Origin of the sequence: Umezawaea tangerina, assembly GCF_003002815.1 — a bacterium.
In the GTDB taxonomy this organism is placed as follows: domain Bacteria; phylum Actinomycetota; class Actinomycetes; order Mycobacteriales; family Pseudonocardiaceae; genus Umezawaea; species Umezawaea tangerina.
Window position 1 is genome coordinate 46,006 of record NZ_PVTF01000007.1, and the last position, 26,239, is coordinate 72,244.

25 protein-coding genes are annotated in these 26,239 nt (G+C 73.1%); 16 read left to right on the top strand and 9 right to left on the bottom strand.

Annotated features, from left to right (window positions below):
• A complete protein-coding gene (locus CLV43_RS23340) occupies nt 1-1,479 on the bottom strand; it encodes an amidohydrolase family protein (protein ID WP_106189792.1) in 1,479 nt (492 codons plus the stop codon).
• A gap of 141 nt (nt 1,480-1,620) precedes the next feature.
• On the opposite strand from CLV43_RS23340, the gene manD reads away from it, so the two are divergent.
• Entirely contained in the window at nt 1,621-2,850 is a 1,230-nt protein-coding gene (manD, locus tag CLV43_RS23345; RefSeq protein ID WP_106189419.1) for a D-mannonate dehydratase ManD, read from the top strand.
• Between the two features lie 95 nt (nt 2,851-2,945).
• Here manD and CLV43_RS23350 read toward each other — a convergent pair whose 3' ends face one another.
• Both CLV43_RS23350 and CLV43_RS23355 read right to left on the bottom strand, forming a co-directional pair.
• Nucleotides 2,946-3,254, bottom strand: a complete 309-nt coding sequence (locus CLV43_RS23350) for a DUF1540 domain-containing protein (protein ID WP_106189420.1) — start codon at nt 3,252-3,254, stop codon at nt 2,946-2,948.
• Nucleotides 3,255-3,400: 146 nt separating this feature from the next.
• A complete protein-coding gene (locus CLV43_RS23355) occupies nt 3,401-4,045 on the bottom strand; it encodes a TetR family transcriptional regulator (RefSeq protein ID WP_106189421.1) in 645 nt (214 codons plus the stop codon).
• A gap of 108 nt (nt 4,046-4,153) precedes the next feature.
• Between CLV43_RS23355 and CLV43_RS23360 the strand changes: the two genes are divergently transcribed.
• The 5 genes from CLV43_RS23360 (at nt 4,154) to CLV43_RS23380 (ending at nt 8,730) form a co-directional block, all read left to right on the top strand.
• Nucleotides 4,154-5,095, top strand: coding sequence for an NADP-dependent oxidoreductase (locus tag CLV43_RS23360; RefSeq protein WP_106189422.1), 942 nt, complete (start codon nt 4,154-4,156; stop codon nt 5,093-5,095).
• Between the two features lie 34 nt (nt 5,096-5,129).
• Nucleotides 5,130-5,822 carry a helix-turn-helix domain-containing protein gene (locus CLV43_RS23365; RefSeq protein ID WP_106189423.1) on the top strand — a complete coding sequence of 231 codons (693 nt, stop codon included), beginning with the start codon at nt 5,130-5,132 and terminating at the stop codon, nt 5,820-5,822.
• A gap of 76 nt (nt 5,823-5,898) precedes the next feature.
• Nucleotides 5,899-6,624 (top strand): SDR family NAD(P)-dependent oxidoreductase, encoded by a 726-nt coding sequence (locus CLV43_RS23370; protein WP_106189424.1) that lies wholly within the window; start codon nt 5,899-5,901, stop codon nt 6,622-6,624.
• Nucleotides 6,625-6,789: 165 nt separating this feature from the next.
• Nucleotides 6,790-7,632: an NmrA family NAD(P)-binding protein gene (locus tag CLV43_RS23375; protein WP_106189425.1), complete on the top strand. Its 843-nt coding sequence runs from the start codon at nt 6,790-6,792 to the stop codon at nt 7,630-7,632.
• Between the two features lie 81 nt (nt 7,633-7,713).
• A complete protein-coding gene (locus CLV43_RS23380; protein WP_170155978.1) occupies nt 7,714-8,730 on the top strand; it encodes a LacI family DNA-binding transcriptional regulator in 1,017 nt (338 codons plus the stop codon).
• Here CLV43_RS23380 and CLV43_RS23385 read toward each other — a convergent pair.
• Nucleotides 8,710-9,927 (bottom strand): MFS transporter, encoded by a 1,218-nt coding sequence (locus CLV43_RS23385; protein ID WP_211304507.1) that lies wholly within the window; start codon nt 9,925-9,927, stop codon nt 8,710-8,712. The two genes, CLV43_RS23380 and CLV43_RS23385, sit on opposite strands and share 21 nt — an antisense overlap.
• Before the next feature lie 292 nt (nt 9,928-10,219).
• Between CLV43_RS23385 and CLV43_RS23390 the strand changes: the two genes are divergently transcribed.
• From CLV43_RS23390 to CLV43_RS23415, 6 genes are all read left to right on the top strand, one after another.
• The gene (locus CLV43_RS23390) at nt 10,220-10,861 is read left to right on the top strand and encodes a LysE family translocator (RefSeq protein WP_106189427.1); all 642 of its coding nucleotides are present in this window, start codon (nt 10,220-10,222) and stop codon (nt 10,859-10,861) included.
• A 646-nt stretch (nt 10,862-11,507) separates the two neighbouring features.
• Nucleotides 11,508-13,025 (top strand): DUF4331 domain-containing protein, encoded by a 1,518-nt coding sequence (locus CLV43_RS23395; protein WP_245886879.1) that lies wholly within the window; start codon nt 11,508-11,510, stop codon nt 13,023-13,025.
• A 67-nt stretch (nt 13,026-13,092) separates the two neighbouring features.
• Nucleotides 13,093-14,406: a tetratricopeptide repeat protein gene (locus CLV43_RS23400; RefSeq protein WP_106189429.1), complete on the top strand. Its 1,314-nt coding sequence runs from the start codon at nt 13,093-13,095 to the stop codon at nt 14,404-14,406.
• Entirely contained in the window at nt 14,403-15,869 is a 1,467-nt protein-coding gene (locus tag CLV43_RS23405) for a nickel/cobalt transporter (protein ID WP_106189430.1), read from the top strand. Before CLV43_RS23400 ends, CLV43_RS23405 begins: the two co-directional genes overlap by 4 nt.
• 10 nt (nt 15,870-15,879) lie before the next feature.
• Complete coding sequence (locus tag CLV43_RS23410; protein WP_106189431.1) at nt 15,880-16,203, top strand: hypothetical protein; 324 nt, start codon at nt 15,880-15,882, stop codon at nt 16,201-16,203.
• A 92-nt stretch (nt 16,204-16,295) separates the two neighbouring features.
• Complete coding sequence (locus CLV43_RS23415; RefSeq protein ID WP_106189432.1) at nt 16,296-16,901, top strand: MarR family winged helix-turn-helix transcriptional regulator; 606 nt, start codon at nt 16,296-16,298, stop codon at nt 16,899-16,901.
• Here CLV43_RS23415 and CLV43_RS23420 read toward each other — a convergent pair.
• Genes CLV43_RS23420 through CLV43_RS23435 form a run of 4 tightly spaced genes read right to left on the bottom strand, consistent with a single transcriptional unit; the run spans nt 16,867 to nt 20,047 of the window.
• Entirely contained in the window at nt 16,867-18,129 is a 1,263-nt protein-coding gene (locus tag CLV43_RS23420; RefSeq protein ID WP_425445769.1) for an MFS transporter, read from the bottom strand. The two genes, CLV43_RS23415 and CLV43_RS23420, sit on opposite strands and share 35 nt — an antisense overlap.
• Before the next feature lie 7 nt (nt 18,130-18,136).
• A complete protein-coding gene (locus CLV43_RS23425; protein WP_106189433.1) occupies nt 18,137-18,670 on the bottom strand; it encodes a redoxin domain-containing protein in 534 nt (177 codons plus the stop codon).
• 1 nt (nt 18,671) lies between these two features.
• Nucleotides 18,672-19,373 (bottom strand): MOSC domain-containing protein, encoded by a 702-nt coding sequence (locus CLV43_RS23430; RefSeq protein WP_106189434.1) that lies wholly within the window; start codon nt 19,371-19,373, stop codon nt 18,672-18,674.
• Nucleotides 19,370-20,047 carry a type 1 glutamine amidotransferase gene (locus CLV43_RS23435; protein ID WP_211304508.1) on the bottom strand — a complete coding sequence of 226 codons (678 nt, stop codon included), beginning with the start codon at nt 20,045-20,047 and terminating at the stop codon, nt 19,370-19,372. Before CLV43_RS23435 ends, CLV43_RS23430 begins: the two co-directional genes overlap by 4 nt.
• Nucleotides 20,048-20,240: 193 nt before the next feature.
• Between CLV43_RS23435 and CLV43_RS23440 the strand changes: the two genes are divergently transcribed.
• A complete protein-coding gene (locus CLV43_RS23440) occupies nt 20,241-21,707 on the top strand; it encodes a catalase (protein WP_106189435.1) in 1,467 nt (488 codons plus the stop codon).
• A gap of 30 nt (nt 21,708-21,737) precedes the next feature.
• Here CLV43_RS23440 and CLV43_RS23445 read toward each other — a convergent pair whose 3' ends face one another.
• Nucleotides 21,738-22,349, bottom strand: a complete 612-nt coding sequence (locus tag CLV43_RS23445; protein ID WP_106189436.1) for a MarR family winged helix-turn-helix transcriptional regulator — start codon at nt 22,347-22,349, stop codon at nt 21,738-21,740.
• A 228-nt stretch (nt 22,350-22,577) separates the two neighbouring features.
• On the opposite strand from CLV43_RS23445, the gene CLV43_RS23450 reads away from it, so the two are divergent.
• The 3 genes from CLV43_RS23450 (at nt 22,578) to CLV43_RS23460 (ending at nt 26,232) form a co-directional block, all read left to right on the top strand.
• Nucleotides 22,578-23,123 carry a carboxymuconolactone decarboxylase family protein gene (locus tag CLV43_RS23450; RefSeq protein ID WP_106189437.1) on the top strand — a complete coding sequence of 182 codons (546 nt, stop codon included), beginning with the start codon at nt 22,578-22,580 and terminating at the stop codon, nt 23,121-23,123.
• A 140-nt stretch (nt 23,124-23,263) separates the two neighbouring features.
• Nucleotides 23,264-24,880, top strand: coding sequence for an HAD-IIIC family phosphatase (locus CLV43_RS23455; protein WP_106189438.1), 1,617 nt, complete (start codon nt 23,264-23,266; stop codon nt 24,878-24,880).
• Entirely contained in the window at nt 24,877-26,232 is a 1,356-nt protein-coding gene (locus CLV43_RS23460) for an FkbM family methyltransferase (RefSeq protein WP_106189439.1), read from the top strand. The genes CLV43_RS23455 and CLV43_RS23460 overlap by 4 nt, the downstream gene beginning before the upstream one ends.
• The last annotated feature ends 7 nt before the right edge of the window (nt 26,233-26,239 follow it).

The window sequence follows — 26,239 nt, forward strand, 5'->3', positions numbered from 1 at the left end:
TCAGCGGGGTTCGCCGCGCACGGGCCTGCCGGGGAACGCGGTGGTGTCGAGCACGCCGTCGCGCACGACCGGCGTGCCGCCCACCAGCAGGTGCCGGACCCCGGTCGAGGGGCGCACCGAGTCGAAGTAGGTGGCGTTGTCGGTGACGGCCTCCGGGTCCACCACGACGATGTCGGCGTCCGCGCCGGGCGCGAGCCGCCCCTTCGGGCGCATCGCGGGAGCCACCTCGTCCAGGACGCGGGCGGGCAGGTAGGAGCACCGCCGGAACGCCTCCGACCAGGTCCACGTCGCCGTCTCCCTGACCATCAGGCGCAACGACTTGGCGAACGTGCCCGCCGTCCGCGGGTGCGTGCTCCCGCCCGCGGGCAGCGGCCACTCGAAGCTCTCGCTGGTCCCGTCGGGCCACACCACCGGCATGGCGTCGCTGGCCACGACCGAGTCGGGGAACGCCAGCGAGTGCAGCAGCAGCTCCCGGTCGACGGCCTTGTCCTCGTCGAGGTAGGCCAGGACGCACGCGGCACCGGGGTCGGTGGCGCGCAGCTCCCGCAGCCGCGCCTCGTCCGCGACCCGCTCACCCGTCCGCACGATCGTGATGTCGCTCGGCCTCATGCCCCAGCGGGCGAGCCGGTCCGGTTCGAGGAAGAAGGCGCCGATGCCGGTGCTGCCCGCGCCGTAGGGGTAGGCCTCCACCGTGATCCGCGAGCCCGCGGCGCGCGCCTTGTCCAGGGTCGCCAGCACCCGGTCGACGTGCCGTCGGGACGTGCTGTTCACGTGGCAGTGGTGCATGGCGGCGCCGGTCTCGGCCGCCACGATCGCGATCTCCTCGCTGCCGTCGACCGGGATCGACGGGTCCGCCTCCACGATCTCCCGCACGTGGGTGAACGTGGGCACGGCGGCACGGGCGGCCAGGCGGGCCACCGCGACGAACTCGGCCGGGTCGGAGTAGGGCGCGTACCCCATCAGCACACCGATGCCCAGCCCGCCGTCGGCCAGCTCGTCCTCCAGCACGCCCAGCCAGCGGCCGAGCTGCTCGGGGGTGGACGTCGCCTGCCACCGCGGCTCCCCGAGCACCGCCAGCATCCCGGTCCGGCTCGCGTCGGGCTCGATCCCGGCCAGGACCCGCGCCCGCGCACCGGCCCAGGACGCCGAGAACCCGTAGTTCAACGGCCGCCCCTCAGCCGCGGCCTCGGCGTAGGCGCGCCGCAGCGGCATGAGCCCCGACTCGAGGTCCAGCGCGGTAGTGACCCCGTCCAACGCCTGCAACCGGTGCCCCGCCACGGAGTTCACGTGGCTGTGCAGGTCGACGAACCCCGGCCCGACCACGAGCCCGGCCACGTCGACCTCGGTCGCGCCGGCCACGGGCCCGACCGCGCTCGCGACCTCCAGCACGCGGCCGTCGCGCACGTGCACGTCCGCCACGGCGTCGTGACCGGAACCGGGGTCCACCACCCGGCCACCGCGCAGCACGAGGTCGCTCATGTGTCCGCCGCCCTTCTCGACCACGCCACCCGCGGGAGCGCGTCGTGGCCGGGACCTGGAAGCTGGAGCCTAGGTGATTCCGCCGTCGGGTGGAGTCGGAGGAGCACGGCGTGATCGTGCCGGGACCGCGGAGGAGCCAGCATGAGGATCGAGTCGGCCGAGGTCGTGGTGACCTGCCCTGGGCGCAACTTCGTGACGTTGAGGATCACCACCGACGACGGGCTCACCGGGTGGGGCGACGCGACGCTCAACGGGCGTGAGCTGGCGGTCGAGGCGTACCTGCGCGAGCACGTGGTGCCGTTGCTGATCGGGCGGGACGCGGGGGCTGTCGAGGACACCTGGCAGTACCTGTACCGGGGTGCCTACTGGCGGTGTGGGCCGGTGACGATGGCGGCGGTCGCCGCGGTCGACACCGCCCTGTGGGACATCAAGGCCAAGGCCGCCGGGATGCCGCTCTACCAGCTGCTCGGCGGTGCGTCGAGGGTCGGCGCGCTGGCGTACGGCCACGCCTCGGGACGGGACGTGCCGGAGCTGTTCGACTCGATCCGGCTGCACCTGGAGCGCGGTTTCCGGGCCATCCGGGTGCAGACCGGCATCCCCGGCCTGGACACCGTGTACGGCGTGGCCGCGTCCGAGGCCGGTGGCGGCCAGCGCTACGACTACGAGCCCGCCAGGCCGACCGCGCTGCCGGTGGAGGAGGTCTGGGACACCCGCGCCTACCTGCGGCACGTGCCCGGCGTGTTCGAAGCGGTGCGCGCGGAGTTCGGGCCGGAGTTGCCGCTGCTGCACGACGGCCACCACCGGATGACGCCGATCGAGGCCGCCCGGCTGGGCAAGGCCCTGGAGCCCTACGACCTGTTCTGGCTGGAGGACGCGACCCCCGGCGAGGACCAGGCGGCGCTGCGGCTGGTCCGGCAGCACACCACGACGCCGCTGGCGATCGGGGAGGTGTTCAACAGCGTGCACGACTACACCGCGCTGCTGGGCGAGCGGCTGATCGACTACGTGCGGTCGGCCGTGACGCACGCCGGCGGGGTGACGGGGCTGAAGAAGGTGCTCGACCTGGCCGCGGTGTACGGCGTGAAGTCCGGCATCCACGGCCCGACCGACATCTCCCCGGTCGGCATGGCCGCCGCGCTGCACCTGGACATCGCGGTGCACAACTTCGGCATCCAGGAGTACATGCCGCACACCGCCGAGACCCTGGAGGTGTTCCGCACCTCGTTCACGTTCGCCGACGGCCTGCTGCACCCCTCGGACACACCAGGCCTCGGTGTCGAGCTCGACCTGGCCGCGGCGGCGCGGTTCCCCTACCGCGCCGCGTACCTGCCGGTGAACCGACTGGCCGACGGGACCGTCCACGACTGGTGAGCCGCGAGCGGTGGACGCCGGCCCCGGTGGCAGCCCGGACGCGGCGGGAGCACGGTGGCCCGGTCGTGGGCATCACCGTGCTCCCGCCGGTGCGGTCAGTTCTTCTGGTAGGTCAGGCAGTTCGCGACGTGGTCGCCCTGCCCGGCGCCGATGCGCACGCTCTTCGCCGTGCACTCCAGCGCGGCGTTGTGGGCGCAGTCGCCGCGCGAACACGCGCCGACCTGCGCCACGACCTTGTCCAGGCCTCCCTTGGTGCTCAACGGGATGAAGGTGCCGCAGTCGGCGGCGCCGTTCTCGCCGCGCACGGTGATGGCGAAGGCGTGGCAGCCGTCGTGGTTGTACGAGCAGCCGCTCACCGTGCACTCGTGGACGGCGGGCATCGCCGGGTTCTCGAGGGTGGTCATGTCCGCTCCTGCTTTCCGTGGTGGGAACGCGTTCGGGTTGGTTCGAACGGTGCCACCGCGGGCCGGGGCGCGCAATTCGGCGAACTGTTAGGGGAGCCTGTCCTTTCTCCTTGGGAGAAAGGTGTTCTCGGCCGCTGTCCGTCCTCTTAGGAGGGTCTCTCCACTCCTTGGAGGACACCCGTCCCAACGGTGTCGGAATCCGGCGCGGTGGACGGTTGGTCGGGCGTCGCGCCCGCGGTCAGGGAGCGCAGGCGGGCCATGGACTCGCGGATGACGTCGCGCAGGTCGCCGTCCTCGGCGGCGTCGACCCACTGCGCGTAGGCGACGCGGTAGACGGCCAGGCCCGCCTCGGCGGCCAGCTCCGCCTCCGAGGCCTCCGCACCGCGTCGGCGCAGCCCGGCCGCCAGTGCCCCCGACATGTGCGCGAGCTTGATCAGCTCGCGTTCCTGCAGCTCGGGGTTGGCCATGATCACCGCCTGCCGCTGTTTCGAGTACTCGCGGTCGCCGCCGATCAGCCCGGCCACGGCGTCGAGCGCGAGCGCGACGGCGTCCAGCACCGAGGTCGTGGCGGGCGCCGACTCCAGGGCGGCGAGCGAGCGCTCCAGCAGGTCGGGCGACCCGTCGAAGAGGACCTCGCGCTTGTCGGTGAAGTGGCGGAAGAAGGTGCGGGCGGTGACACCGGCCCGTTCGGCGATGTCGGCGACCATCGTCTGCTCGAAGCCGCGGTCCAGGAACAGCTCCATCGCGGCCTCGCGCAACCGGCTGTCCGCCCCTGGCTCCCACCGTCCCATGGTGGTCGAGTCTAGGTGATGTCACTGCGCGACACCGTCATGTCATCACGTGACATCAGGGGGGTATGGTGATGTCACGTGATGACGTCACTGAGGTGGAGGCTCTGAATGGCTACGACGAGGCGGATCCAGTACCACGAGTACGGCGGGCCCGAGGTCATGCGGCTCGAGGACTTCGAGCCGGTGCGGCCCGGTCCCGGCCAGGTCCTGGTCCGGGTGCGGGCGGCGGCGGTCAACCCGTTGGACTGGAAGATCCGCAACGGCACGATGAAGCTGATGACCGGCCGGAGCTTCCCTCGGGCGATGGGCAACGACTTCGCCGGTGTGGTCGAGGCCGTGGGGGAGGGCGTGACCCGGATCCGGGTCGGCGACGAGGTGCTCGGCGGGGCGCAGCTCAAGGCCTCGGGGGCGTTCGCGGAGGTGGTCGTCGCCGAGGAGAAGGCGGTCGTGCGCAAGCCCGAGGGGCTCTCGTTCGAGGAGGCCGCGGTGCTCCCGACCGTCGGGATCACCGCGTACCAGGCCCTGTTCGGCAAGAACAGGGTGCGGTCGGGGCAGGCCGTCTTCGTCCACGGCTGCCTGGGCGGGGTCGGCCGCGCCGCCACCCAGCTCGCCCTGGCCCGCGGCGCGGTGGTCGGGGGCAGCTGCCGCCCCGCCTCCGCCGACGTCGCCCGAGACCTCGGCCTGTCCCCGGTCGTGGGGTTCGACTTCGACCCGCGGAGGCTCGGTGAGCGGTTCGACGTCGTCCTGGACACGGCGGGCACGCTCCCGGCCAAGGCCGCGCGGACGATGCTGACGCCCGGCGGCCGCGTCGTCGACATCACCCCCACTCCCGCGAAGTTCGCCAGGAGCGCGGTGTCGGCGCGCTACCAGGTCCTGATCGCCCAGTCGGTCACGGGGGACCTGGAGGAGGTCGCGCGAGCCGCCGGGCAGGGCGCGCTGCGCCTGCCGATCGCCCGCACGGTGCCGCTGGCCGACGCCGTCGACGCCCTCGCCGAACTGGAGCTCAAGGGCACGCCGAAGGGCGGCAAGCTCGTCATCACGACCGGTTAGCCGACCGCCGCCCGGTCCGGCGGACAATGGGCCGGTGACCCAGGAGCGAACCCGCGGCCCGGTCCCGCCCACCGGCGGGGCCGGGCGCGGCGTGGTGGACGGCGCCTTCCGCGTGCTGCACGCCCTGCCGGAGACCGGCGTCCCGCGTCAGGTGGCGCGGCTCGCCGAGCTCACCGGACTGCCGCGGCCGACCGTCCACCGGCTGCTCGGCCAGCTGCGCCAGGCCGGGGCGGTCGACCTGGTGGACGGCCGGTGGGTGCTCGCCGCGGACCTGCTGGGACTGGCCCGGCGGGTCGAGCCGCTCGGCGGGCTGCGCGAGTCGGCCGCCCCGGTGATCCGGGGGCTGCGCGCCCAGACCGGTGCGGCGGTGTCGCTGGTCGTGCCGGACCGGGCGGCGTTCGTCGCGCTGGAGATGGTGCCGGGGCAGGAGGCGCTGCCGATCGACGCGCGGCCGGGCGCGGCGATGCCCACCACGACCGCCGCGGGCATCGTGCTCGACGACGGCCGGACACCGTCCCCGCGCCGCCGGGGGTTCGGCGCCGCGGTCGACGACCAGGACGTGCTCGAAGGGCTCACCTGCTACGCCACGACCGTCGCGCTGCCCGGCGGCGGGCGGGCGGCGTTGCAGATCGCCACCCCGGCGGCCCGCCCGGCGGACCGGTTCGCCGCCGCGGTGCACCACGCGGCGCGCGCCCTGGAGCGGCGGGCCGCCGCTCTCGTCCGCTGAGCGGACAACGCCTCGAACCCGCCCGCCGACTCCGCCACCGTGTGTCGCCTACACACATCACGGAGGAGTGCTTCTCATGGCGGACCAGAAGATCGTGCTCGTCACCGGGGCGAGCCGAGGGCTGGGGCGGGGCATGGCCCGACGGCTCGCCGAGGCGGGCATGGCGGTGCTGGGCACCTACCGGACCACCGAGCCGCCGAACGCGGACCTGCCGTTCCTGCGCCTCGACACCGCCCGGCACGAGACGTTCCCGGAGTTCGTCGAGGCGGTGCGGGCGACCGTGCGCGAGCGGTACGGCGTCGAGCGGATCGACCACCTCGTGAACAACGCGGGCATCGGCATCCACGCGCCGTACGCGGAGACAACGCCCGAGCAGTTCGACGAGCTGGTGGCGACCAACCTCAAGGGCCCGTACTTCCTGACCCAGCGGCTGCTGCCGCTGATCAACGAGGGCGGGCGGGTGCTCAACGTGACCACCGCGCTGACCCGCGGCGTCGTGCCGGGGATGTCCGCCTACGCGGCCGTGAAGGGCGCGGTCGAGGTGCTCACCCGCTACCAGGCCGTCGAGCTGGCGGACCGGTCGATCGCGGTGAACGCGTTGATGGGCGGAGCGGTGGACACCGACTTCGGCGGCGGCATCATGCACTCGCCGCAGGTCCAGGACCTGGCCGCGCACACCATCGCGTGGAACCGGATCGCCGCGGTCGACGACATCGCCGCGGCCGTCCCGGCCATCCTGTCCGACGGCTTCCGGTGGGCGACCGGGAGCATCGTCGACCTCAGCGGCGGTCAGAGCGTCTGAGCGCCGGCCGCGCCGCGGGCTCCTCCGCGCGGACGGTCTCCGAGGGCGACCCCGGAGACCATCGTCCGCTTCCGCCGGTCGATATTTGTAGTCAACCCTAAAATTGGGGTCTACTCTACGAATGTCCGGGGACCACCCCCGCGTCGACCGACAGGAGAAGCCGTCATGATCCTCATCACCACCGCGGGAAAGGTCGGCGCGGAGGCGGCGCGGCTGCTGGCCCGCCGGGAGGTGCCCGTGCGGGTCCTGGTCCGCGACCCGGTGAAGGCGGCCGCGCTGGAACGGGACGGCGTCGAGGTCGTCCGGGGCGACCTGGCGGAGCGGGCCGACGTCGACGCGGCGGTCAAGGGCGTCTCGGCCGTCGTGCTGGTGAGCCCGGCGGTCCCCGCCCAGGAGGTGGCCGTCGTCGACAGCGCCGTCCACGCGGGAGTCGGTCACGTCGTGAAGATCACCAGCAAGGCCTCGGCGGACTCGCCGATCCCGCGGCGGCGCCACCAGGCCGGGATCGAGGACGCCCTGACCGCCTCCGGTCTCGGCTGCACCCTGCTGCGCAACAACGCCTACATGCAGAACTTCCTCATGCTGGCACCAGGGATCGCCAGGACCGACGGGTTCGGCTCGTCCACGGGCGACGGTCGCGTCGGCATGGTGGACACGCGCGACGTGGCCGCCGTCGCCGCGGAGATCGCCGTCGCGCCCGCCGCGCACGCGGGGAAGACCTACTGGCCCACCGGTCCCGAGAGCCTGTCCTACGCGGACGCGGCGGCCGTGCTCACGAGGGTGCTCGGCAGGACGATCACCTTTCACCCCCTCACGTTCGAGGAGCAGAAGCGGGCGATGGTCGACGTCGGCGTCCCGGAGGCGGTCGCCGCGATGAACGCCCAGGCGCTCTCCCTGTTCGCCGAAGGGGACTCCGACTGGGTCACCGACGACGTGCCCGCGATCCTGGGCAGGCGCGCGCGGTCGTTCGAGCGGTTCGCCACCGACCACCTCGCCGCGTTCTCCTGACGCACCCGTTCCCGCGGCGGACCGACCCGCCGCGCCGGGAACTGGCAGAGTCCCGGTGGCGCGGTGCGGAAGGGGTGCGGGGTGGGCAGGTCGAAGCCGACGATCAGCGATGTCGCGGAGCGGGCGGACGTCTCGCGGGCGACGGTGTCGCGGGTCATGAACAACGAGCCCGGTGCCTCCCCGCGGGTGCGGGAGCGGGTGCGCCGGGCGATGGCCGAGCTGGGGTACGAGCCCGACCAGACGGCGCGGGCGCTGGCGTCCGGGCGGCAGCGGGCGGTGGACGTCGTGGCCATCACGAACGGGCCGGTCGTCGAGTGGCTGGGGTCGCACCCGTACTACAGCCGGGTGCTGGCCGGGGTCACCTCGGCGTTGGAGGGCACCGACGTGCAGGTCCGCGTGCAGGCCCTGTCCAGTCCCGACGACTTCGCCGCGGTGGACGCGATCGCGGCGCGGGCCACCGTCGGCGTGGTGCTGGCCGACGTCCCGCTCGCCGCTGCCCTGAGGTTCCGGCAGCGGTGCCGCCGGGTGGTGTCCTTGGCGGCGACGTCGTCGTCGATGCCCGCGGTCGAGGCCGACAACGCCGGTGGCGCGCACGCGGCCGTCGAGTACCTGCACCGGTCGGGCAGGCGGCGGATCGCGGCCGTCCACGGTCCGGGGCACAGCGCGGACGCCCGCGAGCGCGAGGAGGGCTACCTGCGCGCGATCCGTGAGCTCGGGCTGCCCGAGTTCGTCGAGCGCGGGGAGTTCCGGCGGGAGGACGGCCACCTCGCCGCGCGCAGGCTGCTGGCGGCGCACCCGGAGGTCGACGCGGTGTTCGTGGCCTGCGACCTCATGGCGGCGGGCGCCGTGCAGGCGATCACCGCGCTCGGCCGGAAGGTCCCCGACGACGTGGCCGTCGTGGGGTTCGACGACAGCGTGGCCGCGGTGTGCGCGAACCCGCCGTTGACCACGATGCGCATGCCGGTGGAGGAGATGGCGGTCGCGGCGACCCGGCTGCTGCTCGACGGCACCATCGCCTCCGGGTACCGGCGGCGCCTGCCCGTCGAGCTGGTGGTGCGCGACAGCACTGGGCCGGGCTCAGCGGTCGCGCCCCGCTGAGCGGGCCATGACGGCCAGGCCGGCGGTCGCGGCGAGGGCGAGCGCGGCCGGGATGAGGAACACCAGCGGCAGCCCCATCCCGGCGGCGCCGATCCCGCCCGCCAGCCCGCCCAGCGCGGAGCTCAGCGCGGTCGAGCTCAGGAAGACGGCCGAGGCGGTGGCCACGGCCGTCGGGAGCAGCCGCTGGGCGACGATGATCCCGAGCGCGGCGAAGACGCCCCACACCCCGCCCATGAAGACCTGTCCCGCGAACAGCCCCGCGGCGGTGCCGGTCAACGCGAAGCAGAGGTTCGCGGCGACCCCGAGACCGGCGCCGAGCACCATCAGGCGCAGCATCCCGGTCCGCCGCGCCACGACCACGGCCAGCGGCATCAGGACGATCTCGACCAGCGGCTGGATCCCGATCACCGCGCCGCTGAGCCCGGCGGGGAACGCGAGCCGGTCGTCCATGTAGATCGGCAGGTACGCGTACTTGATCGACTCCCCGGCGTAGACCAGGACGTAGAGCGCCGTGAAGGCGAGCAGCGGCAGCATCGCCCGCACACCGGGGCCGCGCAGGACCTCTCCCACCGCCGCGGGCGCCGCCTCGACCCGCGGTGCCCGCAGGGTCCCGATCGGGACCACCTGGGCGAGCGTGCAGACCGCCGTCGCGACCAGCATCGTGCGCGACGACGTGTGCGCGGCCAGGAAGGAGCCCGCCACCGGGCCGACCACCCAGCCCGCCGTCAACGCCATCCGCACCACGGCCACCACCCCGTCGTCACCCGGACGGGGGTGGGCCGTCATCTCGTCGTGGACGGCGGCGAACAGCTGCGAGGTGGCGGCACCGGCGAACGCGAGCACGACGGCGCTCAGGACGTAGGGCATCCACAGCCGCGTCGAGCACGCGATCCCCACCCACCCGGCGAAGCCCGCGACCGCGCACCCGCGGAACAGCCCCAGGCGGTGACCGGTGCGGTCCGACCGCGCCCCCACCAGGTAACCGGCCACCGGCGCGGTGAGGTTGGTCAGGTAGAACAGCCCCGCCGCGGTCAGCGACCCGCCCAGCTCGTCGACCAGGAACGACGCGATCCGCGGCGCCGCGGCCGAGAACCCGAGCCCGGACAGGAACAACGCCATCGCGGCGCCCCGGTACAGCGGTGACGCCAGCGTCGACCGCACCGCGGATCCGCGCCGGTCCGTCGTCAGGTCTTCCACGGGCGCTCCTGTGCTCAGCAGTCGGGGGTGTACCGAGGGTCCGCCGGACGGTAGGGGCGAGAGCGGTTCCAGGAGAAGCGCCGACGGGGGCGGTCGACCAGGGCGTCGTCGCCACGACCGTCCAGGACATCGCCTCAGCCGCGGGGGTGGCCACGGCGGCGGTGTGCGCGAGGGTCGGCATCGACGACGACCGCTTCCGGGCGGCCGCGGACCGGGTCACCGACGCGGTGGTCCGCGGCTAGGGGGCGGTGATGCTTGCCCGGCGGCACCCCCGGATCGGTAGGATCACCCCATGCCCACGTCGGAAGCACTGGTGGCGTTCGCGCTGACCTCGTTCGTGCTCATCGTCATCCCCGGACCGAGCGTGCTCTTCGTGATCGGCCGCGCGCTGTCCTACGGGCGGCGCGGTGCTCTGATGAGCGTGCTGGGCAACGAGCTCGGGGCACTCGTGCTCGCGGCGGCGGTCGCGTTCGGAGTGGGCTCGATCGTGGCCGGGTCCATCATGCTGTTCACCGCCATCAAGCTGCTCGGGGCGGTGTACCTCCTCTTCCTCGGCGTGCAGGCGATCCGCCACCGCAAGGAGGGCGGCGCGGGCGACGTGGAGTCGGACCGGCGCGTGGTGAGGCCCGCGGCCATGCTGCGCCAGGGTTTCGCCGTGGGCGTGACGAACCCGAAGACCATCGTGTTCTTCGTCGCCGTGCTGCCGCAGTTCGTGAGCTTCGAGGCGGGTTCCATCCCGTTCCAGATGCTGGTCCTCAGCCTGCTGTTCATCACGATCGCGTTCGTGTTCGACGCGGCCTGGGCGCTGCTCGCAGGCACCGCGCGCGCGTGGTTCGCCCGGTCCCCGCGCCGCATGTCGGCCATGCGCGCGAGCGGCGGCGTCATGATGGTCGGCCTCGCCGGGGGCTTGGCGCTCACCGGCAACAAGGGGTAGGCGCAGCCGCTCCACGTCGACGCCGAGGTCGCTCGGGTCGGTGTGCGGAAATCCCGGATTCGCGAATTGCGCGGGTCCGGGATTTCCGCCTACCGGCAAGTCCTCGTCCGTCAGGGGTGGGGAATGAGGTCTGAAGAACGGTCCTGATCCGCTGTGCGGAGGGGCGCTCGAAAACACGTCCGCCGATCGGGCGATCTTCCGGGGCGCTCCCGCGGTGTGGCGGCGGAATTCGCGGGTCGAGGCCGATCTTGGTGCCGAGGGTGGTGGGTGCGTGCCCTGGTCGGGGTCCACGCTCGTGGCGGTGACCGTCCACTTCGTCCACTCCGGGTCACCGGGACAAATTGACGAACAGCATTCATATTTGAGCCGGAGAAGAATTCGTGCAAGAATCCGCCGCTCTTGTTGCAAAAGTTCTGCGATAACCTCGTGCGGATGATTTTTCGTCGAAAAGTGAACCGCGTCACGCCCCGTTTCGAATGACATGCGATCGTCCGACGAGGGAGTCGGGCGGTATTCGATCTGATCGTGAACTCCGCGGGCCGCGGCGTCGTGCCGTCCGCGGATGAAGGGATGGAGCATGTCAGCACCGCCTCGCCCACGTCGCAGGCGACGTGTGGCGGTCGCGTTGATCGCGGCTGGTAGCACCTTGCTCACCGCCGGTCTGGTCGGGTTCGGGCCCGGCACGGCCGGGGCGTCGAGCCACCGGGAAGCCCCGCTGATCGCGGGCGACCCGCCGGTGGACAACACCGACGTGTACGCGTTCGTCAGCCCCGACAAGCCGGACACCGTCACCCTGGTGGCGAACTGGTACCCGTTCCAGGAGCCCAACGGCGGCCCGAACTTCTACCCGTGGGCGACCGACGCCCGCTACGACATCAACATCGACAACGACGGCGACGCGCGCCCCGACCTGACCTACCGGTGGACGTTCACCAACCAGGACAAGCGCGGGAAGTCGACCTTCCTCTACGACAACGGACCCGTCACCTCGCTCGACGACGAGAACCTGCTGTTCCGGCAGAGCTACACGCTGGAGGTCATCGACGGGAACGGGCGTTCGAAGCGGCTGGTCAGATCGGGCCCGGTCGCACCGTCCAACACCGGCGCGGCGTCGATGCCGGACTACGGGACGCTGCGGAACCAGGCGATCACGGACGTGCCGGGTGGCGGGAAGTCGTTCGTCGGGCAGGCCGACGACTCGTTCTTCCTCGACCTGCGGGTGTTCGACCTGCTCTACGGCGGCAACCTGTCCGAGGTCGGGCAGGACACGCTCAAGGGCTACAACGTGAACACGATCGCCTTGCAGGTGCCGAAGTCCGCGTTGGCGCTCAAGGGCGACGCGACGCGCAACCCGGTGATCGGCGTGTGGAGCGACACCGAGCGGCAGTCCATGCTGCTCACGCCGGGCCAGTCCAAGCCGCTCGGACCGTTCGTCCAGGTCTCGCGGCTGGGCAACCCGCTGGTCAACGAGGTCGTCGTGCCCGCGGGGCTCAAGGACAAGTTCAACTCCCTGACCCCCGACCAGGACGCGAAGGTCCCCGACCTGGTCAGCCGGGTGACCGACCCCGAGGTGCCCAGGCTGATCCAGGGCATCTACGGGCTGCCCGCGCCCGCCGCTCCGCGCACCGACCTGGTGGAGATCTTCCTGACGGGCATCACCACGAAGACGCCGGGTCCGATCAAGGCGGACCTGAACTCGCAGCTCGACAACGCGGACGTGAACCCGAAGCGGTTCGTGCCCTCCGAGCAGCTGCGGCTCAACACCTCGGTGCCGGTGGCCGCGCAGCCCAACCGGCTGGGCGTGCTGGCGAACGACCTGCAGGGCTACCCGAACGGTCGCAGGCTGACCGACGACGTGGTCGACATCGAGGTGCAGGCGCTCGAGGGCGCGGCCGTGAGCGGGATCGTGCCCGCGCTGGCGGCGGGTGACGCGGTGAACGCCAACGACAAGGCGTTCGGCACGTCGTTCCCGTACGTCGCACTGCCCGCCAACACCGGGGTCAACACGCAGTCGGGTGGCGCCGCGACGCCTCCCGGTGGTGGCGGCGGTGGGTTCCCGGCCGGTCCGGTGCTCAACGTGCTGCTCGCGGCCCTGCTGATCGGGTCCGGCGCGTGGCTGCTCCGGCGGCGTCCGCGGTGGACGACCGCTCCGGCCACGGCCTAGCTGTTCCTCCCCGTGGCGCGCCTCTCCCGCGCGCCACGGGGCCTGCACCGACCCGGAGGTCTCCCCGATGCCTTCCCCCAGCGGCCGCAGGCGGCTGCTCGCCATCGTCGCCATCGTCGGCGGCGCCGTCCTGCTCGGCACCACCGCCGCCACCCTCCTGCGCCCCGCCCCCGCGGCGCCGCCACCCGCGTCCGCGCCGGTCGCCGAGACGGCTCTCTCGCGTGCCATCTCCTCCGCGCAGTCCAGGCTGCGCACGACACCGGACGACCCGGCGACGTGGGCCCAGCTGGGCTCCGCGTACGTGGAGCAGGCCCGGATCACCGCCGACCCCTCCTACTACGCCAAGGCCCAGGGAGCACTGGAGAGGTCGCTGGCCCAACGTCCCGAGAACGGGCCCGCGCTCATCGGCATGGGCTCGCTGGCCAACGCCCGCCACGACTTCGCCGCCGCCCGCGACTGGGGCCTGCGCGCGCGGACCGCGCTGCCCGACACCGCCGAGGCCCACGGCGTGCTCGCGGACGCCTACACCCAGCTCGGCGACACCGCCGCGGCCACCGCCGCCGTCCAGCGGATGCTCGACCTCGAACCCGGTGTGCCCGCGTTCACCAGGGCCTCCTACGACCTCGAGCTCCACGGCCGCACCGACGAGGCCCGCCAAGCGCTCGACCGGGCACTCCAGGACGCCACCGGACCCGACGACATCGCCTTCTGCCAGTACTACCTGGGCGAGCTCGCGTTCGGCTCCGGTGACCTCGACCTCGCCGACGAGCACTACGACCAGGGGCTCCTGGCCGACCCGAACGACACCGGTCTCGCCCAGGGCAAGGCGAAGACGGCCGCGGCTCGCGGTCGCACCGACGAGGCGCTCGCCGCCTACCGGGTCATCACGAGCCGGGTGCCGCTGCCGCAGTACCTCCAGGAGTACGCCGCGCTGCTGACCAGCGCGGGCCGCGGCGACGACGCCGCCCACCAGTACGACGTGCTGGCCCAGCAGGAGAAGGTGCTGGCGGCCGCGGGCTCGGTGGACGACCTGGCGGCCTCCGCGGTGGCCGCCGACCGCGGCGACGCGGCCACCGCGCTGCGCCACGCCGAAGCCGAGTGGTCCAGGCGCCCCAACGTCCTGGTCGCCGACGCGCTCGCGTGGGCGCTGCACCTCGGCGGACGCGACGCGGAAGCCCTGGAGTACGCCGACAAGGCCGCCGCGCTCGGCAAGGTCGACGCGGGCTTCTCCTTCCACCGCGGCATGATCCTCGCCGCGCTGGGACGTTCCCACGAGGCCGTCACCGCGTTGGACACCGCACTGCGCACCAACCCGCACTTCTCCCCGCTGCACGCCCCACAGGCGCAGCGGGCACTCGACGACCTGCGGAGCCCACGATGAGGAAACCCCTGGCACTGCTCGTCCTGTGCGCCGCCGCCCTGCTGTTCGCCCCGGCTCAGGCCGACGCGCACCCGTTGGGCAACTTCACGGTCAACCACCACACCGGCATCACCCTGCGCCCCGATCGGGTCGACCTGCGCGTGGTCGTCGACATCGCGGAGATCCCCACGCTGCAGGAGCCCGTCACCGACGCCGACCGCGAGTGCGCCGCCTTGCGGGACAGGACCGAGGTGTCCGTTGACGGGAAGACGGCCGCGCTGACCGTGCGCGCGAGTGCCGTCGAGTTCCCACCTGGTGAGGTCGGGCTCGCCACCACGAGGCTGACCTGCCGGTTCGACGCCCCGGCCGCGCTCGACCGCGAGTCGACGGTGTCGGTGCGCGACTCCTACCGGTCCGACCGGATCGGTTGGCGCGAGATGACCGCCGTGGGGGACGGTGTCGCGCTGACCGACTCGCCGGTGCCCACCTCCAGCACCAGCGACGAGCTGCGCCGCTACCCCGACGACCTGCTAGCCGACCCGCTCGACGTCCGCTCCGTCGAGCTGCGGGCACGTCCCGGCTCCAGCGGCGCGGTCGCCGGCGCCCCTCGGCGGGGGAGCGGTCCGTTCGACTCGGTGGTGGGGTCCGCGACCTCGACGTTCACCGACCTCGCGGGGAGCAGGGACCTCACGCCCGTGGTCGGGCTGCTCGCCGTGCTGCTGTCGCTGCTGCTCGGCGCGTCGCACGCCGCGCTGCCGGGACACGGCAAGACGGTGATCGCGGCCTACCTCGCGGGCAAGCGGGGGTCCACGAAGGACGCCGTGGTCGTGGGGGCGACCGTGACGATCACCCACACCGCCGGTGTGCTCGTGCTCGGGTTGCTCATCAGCGCCTCCAGCGCCGTGGCGGGCGAGGGAGTGCTGAGCCTGCTGGGTGTGGTCAGCGGGTTGCTCGTCGCGGGGATCGGGGTGGCGCTGCTGGTGTCGGCGCTGCGGCGCCGCGCCGCCGAGCGTGCGGCGGCGCACCTCCCGGAACCGGTGCTGGTCGGAGCAGGCGCACCTGTCGAGCACGGCCACGGACACGGGCATGGCCACGGGCACGGGCACGGACATGGGCACGGCCACGGACATGGGCACGGCCACGGACATGGGATCGGGCGATCCGGGTTGATCGGCATGGGCGTCGCCGGGGGACTGGTGCCCAGTCCGTCGGCACTCGTGGTCCTCCTTGGCGCGGTGGCCCTCGGCCGCACCTGGTTCGGCGTCCTCCTGGTCCTCGGCTACGGACTCGGCATGGCGGCCACCCTGACCGCCGTCGGCCTCGTGCTCGTCCGCCTGCGCGACCGGCTGGAGACCGCGGAACGCGTGGACCGGTTCCGCGCCCGGCTCGGCGGCCTCACCGCGCTGATGCCCGTCCTCACCGCCACCCTCGTGCTCGTCGTCGGCCTCGGTCTGGCCGCACGAGCCGCACTCGGACTCGGATAGGGAGCCACCAGTGCGCCGAACCACCGCTCTGTGCGCGTTGCTGCTCGCGCTGACCGCCTGCACCGCGCAGGCCGAACCCGGCCCGGTCTTCGACGACGAGGGCAAGGCGGACATCACCTGCCTCGGGCACCAACCGGCCGCTCCGGGCGCGCGGTACTCCGACGAGGGCATGAGGCGTTCGGACGAGGTGCTGCCCCTGCTGCGGTACTACACCGCGCACGGGCGCAAGCCGTTCTGCGACGGCGCGGGCGCGTCCGCCGACGACAAGGCGTGGGCGGAGCTCTACGTCCGGCTCGGAGCGGATCGCGCCAACGTCTCCTCCATCGTGGACTGAACGGGTACCGCACCCGACCTGCGGGGCGATCGGCGCCACGTAGGATGTGACCGTCCCGCGGGGACACCTTGTTCGCACGGCGGAGGAGCCGCATGTCGGAGGTGCCAGGGGTGCCACCGGCACAGCAGCTCCTGGTCGGGCTGGCGCGGTTGGGGCAGGCGATCCGGATGGACGCGTGGCGCAACAGCGGGCCGTACACCCTGTCGCCGTTGCAGGCCGACATCATCGCGTTCCTCGACGAGCAGGCCGGGCCGAGGCGGCAGGGGGACGTCGTGGCGGCGCTGGCGTCCACGCCGCCGACGGTCTCCGACGCGGTGAAGGTGTTGCGCGCCAAGAAGCTCGTCGAAGGCGTCCGCGACCCGGCGGACGCCAGGGCGGTCGTCGTGCGGCTGACCCCCGAAGGCGAGGAGGAGGCCCGCCGGCTCGGCGCCGCGTCGCAGGTGATGAGCGAGGCGTTCGCGGTGCTGTCGGAGGCCGATCTCGCCGCGATGCTGCGCGGGACCGCCGCGGTCATGAAGGGGCTGCAGGACCGCCACGCGATCCCCGTCTCGCGGATGTGCCTGACGTGCCGGTTCTTCGCCCCGGACGCCCACCCGCGCGACGCGGCGCGCCCGCACCACTGCAACTTCGTGGACGCGCCCTTCGGCGACGCCCAGCTGCGGGTCACCTGCCCGGACCACCAGCCTGCCGACGGGTGACCGTGCGGAACCCGCGCGTCGACGGCACGAGCGCGGCGGCGGCGGGTGCGGCGAAGCAGACGACCGCGCACACCGCCAGCACCGGGCGCGGTCCGAAGTGGTCGATCGCCGGGGCGATCAGCGCCAGGCCGACCGGTGCCAGGCCGTAGGACAGCAGGAAGTCCAACGACGACACCCGCGCCAGCATCCTCGGGTCGACCTCGCGCTGCGTCCCGGTGAACCACGGCACGTTGAACAGCTCGATCCCCACCCCCGCCACGACGTAGGCGCCCACCACGACCACCGCCGGGACGGGGAGCAGCAGGCTCAGCGGCGCGAACCCGTACACGCCGAGACCCGCGAGGGCCACCCACCCCTCGGCACGCGGTCGCCAGCGGGCGATGAGGACCGCTCCGACGAGCGCGCCGAGGGTGTAGGCGGTCAGGGCGCCCGCGAGCACGGTCTCCGTCCCGTACCGGTCCCGGCTGACCAGGGGCAGCGCCACCCCGGTGGCGGAGTACCCGGTGGCGATCACCGCGGTCAGCGCGCCGAGACCGGCCAGGAACCAGGGGTGCCCGCGGGCCTCCCGGACACCCGCGACGAAGTCGGCCGCGAAGCGGGAGCCGGTCGCCACGACCGCGGCCGTGCCCTTCGGCGGCAGGAGCGCGGCGCCCAGCCACAGCACCCCGGTGCCGACCAGCAGCGCGGAGGTGTCGACGACGACCGCGAGCAGCGCGGTGAGTCCGGGCGCCACCAGCGTGGTGACCCGCACCGACAGCGTCATGGCCGCGTTCGCCCGCTGCCGCTGGTCCGCCGCGACGACCTCGGCCGTCAACGCCTGGAACGCGGGACGGCAGGCGCCCTGCCCCGCTCCCGCCACGGCGGCGGCCACCGCCATCAGCACCGTCGAACGCCCCAGGCCCAGCGCGATCAGCGGCGAGGCGCCCGCGGCGACCAGGCCCGCCCACAGCACCACACGACGCCGCGGGTACCGGTCGGCCAACACCCCCGCCACCGGCGCCGCGGCGAGGAAGCCCACCGTGCGCGCCGCCAGGACCACACCCAGCTCCACCGCGCCGATCGACCGGTCGAGCACCGCCAGGCCGAGGATGAACGGCAGCGCCCAGGTCGCCAGACCGGACGCGGTCGTCCCCGTCCAGAGCCGGAGGAAGGGCGCACTCCGGAAGACCGACGTCGACTCGACCTCTTGCACCGCCGCACTCCTCACTTCGGACCAGACGGTCATCATGCAGGTGCTAGGAACAGGTCCTGTCGACGGCGCACACGCCCGTCGCGTCCCCGCCGAGGTCGGCCACGGGGCCGGTCGCGACCAGGCGGGCGACGGCCGCGGCGATCGCCATGTCGTCGACCGATCCGAACTGGTGGCTCCGGACGACACCGTCCTGGTCGATCAGCACCGTGGACGGGGTGCCGCGCATCCGGTAGCGGGAGAAGGTGACGGGCGTGGGGTCGTCGTCCCGGTAGGCGTCCACCCCCACCGGGAACCCGATCCGGTACTCGTGCAGGAACGCCTCCAGGCTGGTCGGCGTCATGGCCTCGTGGTGCTCGAACACGCTGTGCAGCCCGACCACGGCCAGCTCGTCGCCGAACGTGCGGGCGAGCCGGGTGGCCTGCGGCAGGGCGTGCCCGACGCAGCCGGGGCAGAGCATCTGGAACGCCTCCAAGACGACAACCCGACCGCGCAGGTCGGCCAGTTCCAGGGGGTCGCTGTTGAACCAGCGGCTGGTCGCCCACGGGGGCGCCTGCGTCGCGGTGGCGGGAACGGTCATCTCAAGCTCCTTCTGGTGGTCGGCCGTGCAGCCGGGCGGCCTGGTCGTCGACGTGGCCCGCCAGGCGCTTGTCGAGCAGGCCGACCCACGAGGACGGCAGCAGGTCGGGGTGGTCGAGGAGGCGGCGGGCTGCGGCCAGGTCGTCGCGGTCGACGTTGACGACCCGGTGCACCTCGGCCGCGGTGACGCCGTGGTCCGGCCGGTGCAGCAGCTCGATGGCCTGGCCCGCCTCGAGCGTGCCCGGCCACAGCACCCGGCAGTAGAACCCGGTCCTGCCGGTGCGCTGGGTCCGCACCGCCAGGTCGGCGACCCCGTTGTGCGCGGCGAGCTTGTAGCAGGGGCGGCGGGGCTGCGTCACCTGCAGCACGGCGGTGCCGACGGCGTACACCGAGCCGATCACCGCGTCGGTCTCCAGGAGTCCGCTGGTGGTCAGGTTCTCGCCGAACGCCGGTGGCACCAGGTCGCCGACCCGTCCGGCCCAGGCCCGGTAGTGCTCGCCGGGGTGGACCAGGACCGCCTTGTCCGGCCCGCCGTGGTGCTCCAGGTCGGCCTGCTCGTCACCCGCCAGACCGGCCGCGCCGACGTCGACGGGGGCGTGGACCGGCGTCTTCCCGATGCCCGAGGCCACGGTGCGCCCGTGCCAGGGCACCGACCGCACGGCACCCGTCGACACGACCAGCACACGGGCCGCGCGGTGGCTCATCGGTCGCCCGTCACGGTGGCGACGTGCGCGGCCCAGCGCTTGAGCACCTGCTCGCCCCGCACCGCCACCGAGCGGATCCCGTCCGGGGTGATGGTGGTGCCGGGCGGCAGGTGGGGCGCGACGTGGCCGAGCGCGTCGAGGTCGAGCTCGACGTGGAACTGCAGGCCGTAGGAGTCGCCGACCCGGAACGCCTGGTGCGCGTACCGGTCGGAGGACGCCAGCGCGGCGCTGTGCTCGGGCAGGTCGAAGGTGTCCTGGTGCCAGTGCACCACCGGCAGCCGCGGGCCGGACGGGCCCAGGACCGGGTCGGCGAACCCGGCGGGGGTGAGCTCGACGTGGCCGGTGCCGACCTCGGGTTCGGGGCCGCGCCACACCCGTGCGCCCAGGGCCGCGGCGAGGAGCTGGGCGCCGAGGCAGACGCCCAGGACCGGCAGGCCCCGGCGGACGCACTCCGCGACGAGCTCCCGCTCACGGGCCAGGTGCGGGTGGGTGTGGTCGTCGAGCGCTCCCATGGGGCCGCCGAGGACGACGAGCACGTCGAGCCGCGCCGCGTCCGGCAGGGATTCCCCCTGGTCGACCCGGACCACCCGCACGTCGGCGCCGACGGCCGCCAACGCCGGGGCGATCAGGCCGGGACCTTCGAACGGGACGTGCTGGACCACTGCCGCTCGCACGTGACCTCCTTCCGCCGCGGGGCGTCGTCTCCCGCAGCATGGCACAATCTAGCTAGGACTCCTACCTAGTTTAGGTCTTTTCTGGAATCAATCAAGACTTGTTGCGTCGGATCTCTCCGGCGTGCCAGACTCGCTAGGAGTCCTAACTAGTTGGCCTCGCGATCCGCGACGGCCCGACAGCGAGAGAGCCGCGATGACCTCCGACGACAACATCGACCCGTTGACCACGGCCGCGGGTGCCCCGGTCGCCGACAACCAGAACAGCGTGACCGCGGGACCCCGTGGTCCGGTCCTGCTCCAGGACCTGTGGCTGCTGGAGAAGCTGGCCCACTTCGACCGGGAGGTCGTGCCCGAGCGGCGGATGCACGCGAAGGGGTCCGGTGCCTTCGGCCGGTTCACCGTGACCGGCGACATCACCCGCTACACCAAGGCCGCGCTGTTCGGCGAGGTCGGCAACGAGTGCGAGACCTTCGTGCGCTTCTCCACGGTGGCGGGGGAGCGGGGCGCGGCCGACGCCGAGCGGGACATCCGCGGGTTCGCGGTGCGCTTCTACACCCAGCAGGGCAACTGGGACGTGGTCGGCAACAACACCCCGGTCTTCTTCTTCCGCGACCCGCTGAAGTTCCCCGACCTCGCCCGCGCGGTGAAGCGCGACCCGAGGACGAACCTGCGCAGCCCCGAGAACACCTGGGGCTTCTGGACGAGGCTGCCCGAGGCGCTGCACCAGGTGACGATCGTGATGAGCGACCGCGGCATCCCGCGGTCCTACCGCCACATGCACGGTTTCGGCTCGCACGCCTTCAGCCTGATCAACGCCGACGGCGAGCGGCACTGGGTGAAGTTCCACTTCCGCACCCGGCAGGGGATCGGGAACCTGACCGACGAGGAGGCGGGCGCCCTCATCGGCCGGGACCGCGAGTCGCACCAGCGCGACCTCCACGACGCCATCGAACGCGGCGAGTTCCCGAAGTGGACGCTGCACGTCCAGGTCATGCCCGAGGCCGACGCGCAGGGGTACCGGTTCCACCCGTTCGACCTGACGAAGGTGTGGAGCAAGCGCGACTACCCGCTCATCGAGGTGGGCGAGCTCGAACTGCTCCGCAACCCGGAGAACTACTTCGCCGACGTCGAGCAGGCCGCGTTCACCCCGGCCAACGTGGTTCCGGGGATCTCCCTGAGTCCCGACAGGATGTTGCAGGGCAGGCTGTTCTCCTACGGCGACGCCGCCCGCTACCGGCTCGGCGTCAACCACCACCAGATCCCCGTCAACCACCCGCGGGCGGCGCGGCTGGTCAACTCCTACCACCGCGACGGGGCCATGCGCGTGGACGGCAACCAGGGCGGGGTCCCCGGTGTCGAGCCGAACAGCTTCGGCCGCTGGGGCGAGCAGCCCGCTTTCGCCGAACCGGCCATGGCGGTCGGCGGCACCGCGGACCGGTTCGACTTCCGCGAGGACGACGACAACTACTTCGAGCAGCCCGGCGACCTCTTCCGGCTGATGACGCAGGAGCAGCGCCAAGCCCTGTTCGACAACACCGCGCGGTCCATCAAGGGCGCGTTGGCGGAGACCGTCGAACGGCACATCGCCCACTGCGCCAAGGCGGATCCCGCCTACGGGGCCGGTGTGCGCAAGGCCTGCGAGGTGATCGGGGCGCTCTGAACGCGCCGCGTCCGCCCGCCGTCCGCGCGGCTACGCGGTGGCGGGCTCGTGCTCGGGGCAGTCGGTCCGCAGCTCGGCCAGCGGCAGCGGAGTCCGCAGCAGGTTGCAGTGGTGCGGCGCTGCCGGGTCCGGGTGCACGTCGGGGCTGAAGAAGCGGCACGTGGTGCACATCCGCGCCACGCTCACCACCCCGCGGCGGTGCAGGTCGCCGATGAGGTGGAGCAGGGTGTCCAATGTGGTCGCCCGGTCTTCCACCGGCAGCTTCGCCAGTGCCGTCAGCAACGGCTCGTCCCACGTGGCCAGCTCGCGGGCGACGACCTCGCCCTGCGCGGTCAGGGTGAGCAGGCGCCTGCGCCCGTCGGAGCTGGGCGACCGGGCCAGCAACAGCTTGCGCTCCAAGGCTCCCACCGCGTCGGACATGGTCGGCGTGGTGACGTCGAACTCCGCGGCGAGCGCGTTGACCTCGCGGCGCGCCGCGGGCTGCCCGGCGAGCGCGAGAACCACCTGCTGCTGCAACGGGGACAGCCCCTGCGCGCGGGCGCTGCGCTGGGCCAGCGAACGCAGGCCGTGGCCCAACCGTTCGACGGCGTCGGCCAGCCGCCGGTCCAGGTCGGCCGCGCCGCCGGTGGTCTCGCCCGTCATCGAACCGCCTCGAGGTAGGACTCCTTCTCAATTTCATAGTACGCACCGCGGTCCCGCGTTTCGGGCGCCGGCAACGGGATCACCCGTTCGCGAAGCCCGTTCTCGTTGCGCGCCAAGGAAATTCCCCCGCGACGATCTTTGTGACGTGTCGCACGACCTCTTGCGCGCCTCGCTCCGACCGATACATTTGGCACTGCCAAACAAACTGGAACTCCGGAAGGACATGCCATGCCCCGCCTCACCGTCGTCGACCCCGCCACCGCCGAGCCCCAGGCCCGCGCACTGCTGGGCAAGGTCGAACGCGCACTCGGCGTGACCCCGAACATGATGAAGTCGATGGCGACCTCGCCCGCCGTGCTCGACGCCTACCTGTCCTTCAGCGGCGCGCTGGCCAAGGGACGGCTGTCGGCCGCGGTCCGGGAGCAGATCGCCCTCGTCACCGCCGTGGCCAACGAGTGCGGGTACTGCCTGGCGGCCCACACCGTCCTGGGTGCCAAGGCCGGGGTCAGCGACGAGGACCTCGTCTCGGGCCGCCACGCCCGCGCCGCCGACCCGAAGGTCGAGGCCGCCCTGCGGTTCACCCTCGCCGTCATCACCACCAAGGGGTTCGTCAGCGACGACGCCCTCGCCGACGTCCGCGCCGCGGGCTACGACGACGGCGAGATCGGCGAGATCGTCGCCGCCGTCGCGCTCAACACCTTCACGAACTACTTCAACTCCGTCGGCGAGACCACGCTCGACTTCCCGGCGGTCGACACGACCATCGCCCACTAGTCCCCGGTGGCCCCGACCCGCGGGCGGCGCGGCGCCGGTCTGTTCGACCGGCCCCGCGCCGCCCGCGCGGCGGCACAAGAGGCCTTCACCCGCCGCGAAGGCGCCACCGCGGACGACCCACCACGAGAAAGGAAGGCGTTGTGATCGGGACTTCGGCACAGGAAGCCCCGGACGGACTCGACATCGTGGTCGCCTCCACCTTCACGAGCACGCCCGTGGTCCCGCTACTGGAGCACCTGAACAAGAAGCGCGGCTTCGACGCGACGGTCACGTCCGCGCCCTACGGCCAGGTGGTCGAACAGCTGCTCAACCCCGCGAGCGCGTTCGCCCGCAACACGACCGGCCTGGACGTCTGCCTGACCCGTCCCGGCGACTGGGCTCCTGAGGGATCCCCACCCGACGACTTCCGGGAGTCCTTGCGGTACATGGCCTCCGCCGTCGCCGACTTCGCCGGGCGCCACCGCGGACACCTGGTGGTCTGCGTGCTCCCGGACCCGCCGGGGCGCCGGACCGCGGGTCTCGGCACCGAGCTCGTCGACCTGCTCACGGGAGTGGAGGGGGTCGCGGTCGTCAGGGCCGAGGACTGGTTCCTCGCCTACGGGATCGACGACCCCGCGGACTCCCACGCCGCGGCGCTCGCCGACGTGCCGTTCACCGACGAGGCGTTCGCGGCCGTCGCGATAGGACTGACGCGGGTCGTGGCCTCCTTGCGGGGCAGGCCGCGCAAGGTGATCGCCGTCGACTGCGACTACACGCTGTGGGGTGGCGCCTGCGGTGACCTCGACCCGGCCGAGCTGACGATCGACGACCGGTACCGGGGTGTGCAGCGGTTCCTGCGCGAACGGCACGACGCCGGGTTCATGCTGGTGGTCTGCAGCCGCAACGACCCGGCGAGCGTCGACCGCGTGTTCGCCGAACGGGCCGACGACCTCCTGCTCACCCCGGAGCACTTCGTCGGCAGGCGGGTCGACTGGGAACCGAAGTGGCGCAACCTCAACTCCTTGGCCGCCGAGCTCGGCGTCGGCGTGGACAGCTTCGTGCTCGTCGACGACGACCCGCTGACCTGCGCGCAGACGGCCGAGGCGCTGCCGTCGATCGGAGTGGTGCGGCTGCCGGTGGACGCCGACCCGCTCGTGCGCCTGAAGCGCAGCCCGCACTTCGACCGGTTCTTCGTCACGCGGGAGGACCGGCTGCGCAACCAGAGCTACCGCGGGGAGGTGCTGCGGGCGCGGGAGGTCGGCACCATCAGCAGTCCCGAGGAGCTCAACGCCCGGCTGGGCACCGACATCGAGGTGGTCCCGGTGCGCCGGGAGCACTGGCGGCGCGTCGAGCAGCTGGCCGCCCGGACCAACCAGTTCACCTGCGCCACCATGACACCCGCGCGGGTGGCGGCGGCGCTGCGCGAGGGCGCGGCGGGCTGGGTCGTCTCGCTGCGGGACCGGTTCGGCGACTACGGGGTCGTGGGTGCGGCGGTGGCCGCCGAGAGCGGCGGCCACTGGCACGTCGACGCGCTGATGATGAGCTGCCGGGCGCTGAACCGGGGAGTCGCGGAGGCGTTGCTGGCCACCGTGGTCCGGGCGGGGGAGAGCGCGGGGCTCCTGGGGACGCGCGTCTCGGTCCACCCCACCGGGCGCAACGCGCTCGCCGTCGACTTCCTCACCCAGCGGTCCACCGACGTCAGCGTCCAGGCGGACGGTGGACTCCTCATGACCATCGCCCGGACGGACCCGGCGCGAGCGGAAGGACCACGCGGATGACCGAGTGGAACGAGACGAGCCCCGCCGCGCTGGTCGCCGCCGTGCGGCGGCAGCACCTGGCGTCCGCCGACCGGGCGGCGCGGGTGCGCCGGTTCCTCGCGCTCAACAACGGCGTGGAGCACGTCGACGTGCGGGTCGAGTCCTCCGGCCGGTTGCGCGCGGTGGTGTGGGTGGCCCCCACACCGAGCGGGTTGGCGAAGCGCGAGCTGCCCGACGGCACCGTCCTCACCGAGCTGAACCGGTACGAGACCACCTACCTGCACCAGGAGGTGCTGGTGGACCAGGCCTACCGCCTCGACGTCCTGGACCTGCCGCCGGACGCCGTGGTGCTCGACGTCGGCGCGAACATCGGGATGTTCTCCCTGGCCGTGGCCCGCACGCTGCCGCGGTGCCGGGTGGTGGCCTTCGAACCGGCGCCGGACGCGTACGCCGCGCTGGTCGCCAACGTCGAGGACCTCGCGCTCCCGGTGGTGTGCCTGCCGTGGGCGCTCGGCGCCGAGTCGGGGCGCACCACCATGACCGTCTACCCGACCGCCTCGGTGTTCTCCGGTCTGCACGCGGACCCGGACGCGGACCGGTCGGCGATCCGGGCCGCGGTCGGCGGCGCGGTGGACGACGACAGCAGCGCGGAGATCGTCGACCGGGTCGCCGCGGACCGGGTCGGGAGCGCGGTCGACGTGCCGGTCGAGGTGCGCCGACTGCCCGACGTGCTCGACCAGCTGGACATCGGTCGGGTCGACCTGCTCAAGCTGGACGCGGAGGGCGCCGAACCGGACATCCTGCGCGGCCTGCGCCCGCAGGACTGGGCGCGGATCGGCAACGTCGTCATGGAGGCGCACACCCCCGAGGACCGGCGGGTTCTCCTGTCACTGCTGGAGGACGCCGGGTTCACCTGCGAGGTGACCGAGGTGGCGGCGCTGGAGGGCACCGGCTTCACCACCCTGCACGCCACCCGGCCGGACGCGTCCCGGCGGACGACCGTCCGGACGGGACCGCTGTCGCCGGAACCGATCCCGCCCCTGACCGCGCGGCAACGACTGCGCCTGGCCCTGCACGGCTTGCCGGGCGCCGACGACGTCGACCTGGAGGTGCGTCCGGGACCACCACCGGAGAGCGCCGCCGGTCTGGTCGCGCCCGAGTCGGTGCCGGGCGTCGTGGAGGCGTGGCAGCGCACCGTCGGAACCCCGCCCGCGGGCGCCGCGGACTTCTTCGAGGCCGGCGGCACCTCGCTGCTGGCCGTGCGCATGCTGTCGCGGCTGCGCCGGGAGTACGGCTACGAGCTCTGGCTGGACGAGTTCCTCCGGTCGCCGACCGCCGCGACGCTGGCCGCGCTCTGCACCAGGAACACCTGACCCACAC

What these genes read in the sequence shown, in the direction of transcription:
- CLV43_RS23340 (WP_106189792.1), bottom strand. Translation starts at nt 1,479, where the DNA reads ATGAGCGACCTCGTGCTGCGCGGTGGCCGGGTGGTGGACCCCGGTTCC.
- manD (WP_106189419.1), top strand. Translation starts at nt 1,621, where the DNA reads ATGAGGATCGAGTCGGCCGAGGTCGTGGTGACCTGCCCTGGGCGCAAC.
- CLV43_RS23350 (WP_106189420.1), bottom strand. Translation starts at nt 3,254, where the DNA reads ATGACCACCCTCGAGAACCCGGCGATGCCCGCCGTCCACGAGTGCACG.
- CLV43_RS23355 (WP_106189421.1), bottom strand. Translation starts at nt 4,045, where the DNA reads ATGGGACGGTGGGAGCCAGGGGCGGACAGCCGGTTGCGCGAGGCCGCG.
- CLV43_RS23360 (WP_106189422.1), top strand. Translation starts at nt 4,154, where the DNA reads ATGGCTACGACGAGGCGGATCCAGTACCACGAGTACGGCGGGCCCGAG.
- CLV43_RS23370 (WP_106189424.1), top strand. Translation starts at nt 5,899, where the DNA reads ATGGCGGACCAGAAGATCGTGCTCGTCACCGGGGCGAGCCGAGGGCTG.
- CLV43_RS23375 (WP_106189425.1), top strand. Translation starts at nt 6,790, where the DNA reads ATGATCCTCATCACCACCGCGGGAAAGGTCGGCGCGGAGGCGGCGCGG.
- CLV43_RS23390 (WP_106189427.1), top strand. Translation starts at nt 10,220, where the DNA reads ATGCCCACGTCGGAAGCACTGGTGGCGTTCGCGCTGACCTCGTTCGTG.
- CLV43_RS23400 (WP_106189429.1), top strand. Translation starts at nt 13,093, where the DNA reads ATGCCTTCCCCCAGCGGCCGCAGGCGGCTGCTCGCCATCGTCGCCATC.
- CLV43_RS23405 (WP_106189430.1), top strand. Translation starts at nt 14,403, where the DNA reads ATGAGGAAACCCCTGGCACTGCTCGTCCTGTGCGCCGCCGCCCTGCTG.
- CLV43_RS23415 (WP_106189432.1), top strand. Translation starts at nt 16,296, where the DNA reads ATGTCGGAGGTGCCAGGGGTGCCACCGGCACAGCAGCTCCTGGTCGGG.
- CLV43_RS23420 (WP_425445769.1), bottom strand. Translation starts at nt 18,129, where the DNA reads ATGATGACCGTCTGGTCCGAAGTGAGGAGTGCGGCGGTGCAAGAGGTC.
- CLV43_RS23425 (WP_106189433.1), bottom strand. Translation starts at nt 18,670, where the DNA reads ATGACCGTTCCCGCCACCGCGACGCAGGCGCCCCCGTGGGCGACCAGC.
- CLV43_RS23430 (WP_106189434.1), bottom strand. Translation starts at nt 19,373, where the DNA reads ATGAGCCACCGCGCGGCCCGTGTGCTGGTCGTGTCGACGGGTGCCGTG.
- CLV43_RS23440 (WP_106189435.1), top strand. Translation starts at nt 20,241, where the DNA reads ATGACCTCCGACGACAACATCGACCCGTTGACCACGGCCGCGGGTGCC.
- CLV43_RS23445 (WP_106189436.1), bottom strand. Translation starts at nt 22,349, where the DNA reads ATGACGGGCGAGACCACCGGCGGCGCGGCCGACCTGGACCGGCGGCTG.
- CLV43_RS23450 (WP_106189437.1), top strand. Translation starts at nt 22,578, where the DNA reads ATGCCCCGCCTCACCGTCGTCGACCCCGCCACCGCCGAGCCCCAGGCC.
- CLV43_RS23460 (WP_106189439.1), top strand. Translation starts at nt 24,877, where the DNA reads ATGACCGAGTGGAACGAGACGAGCCCCGCCGCGCTGGTCGCCGCCGTG.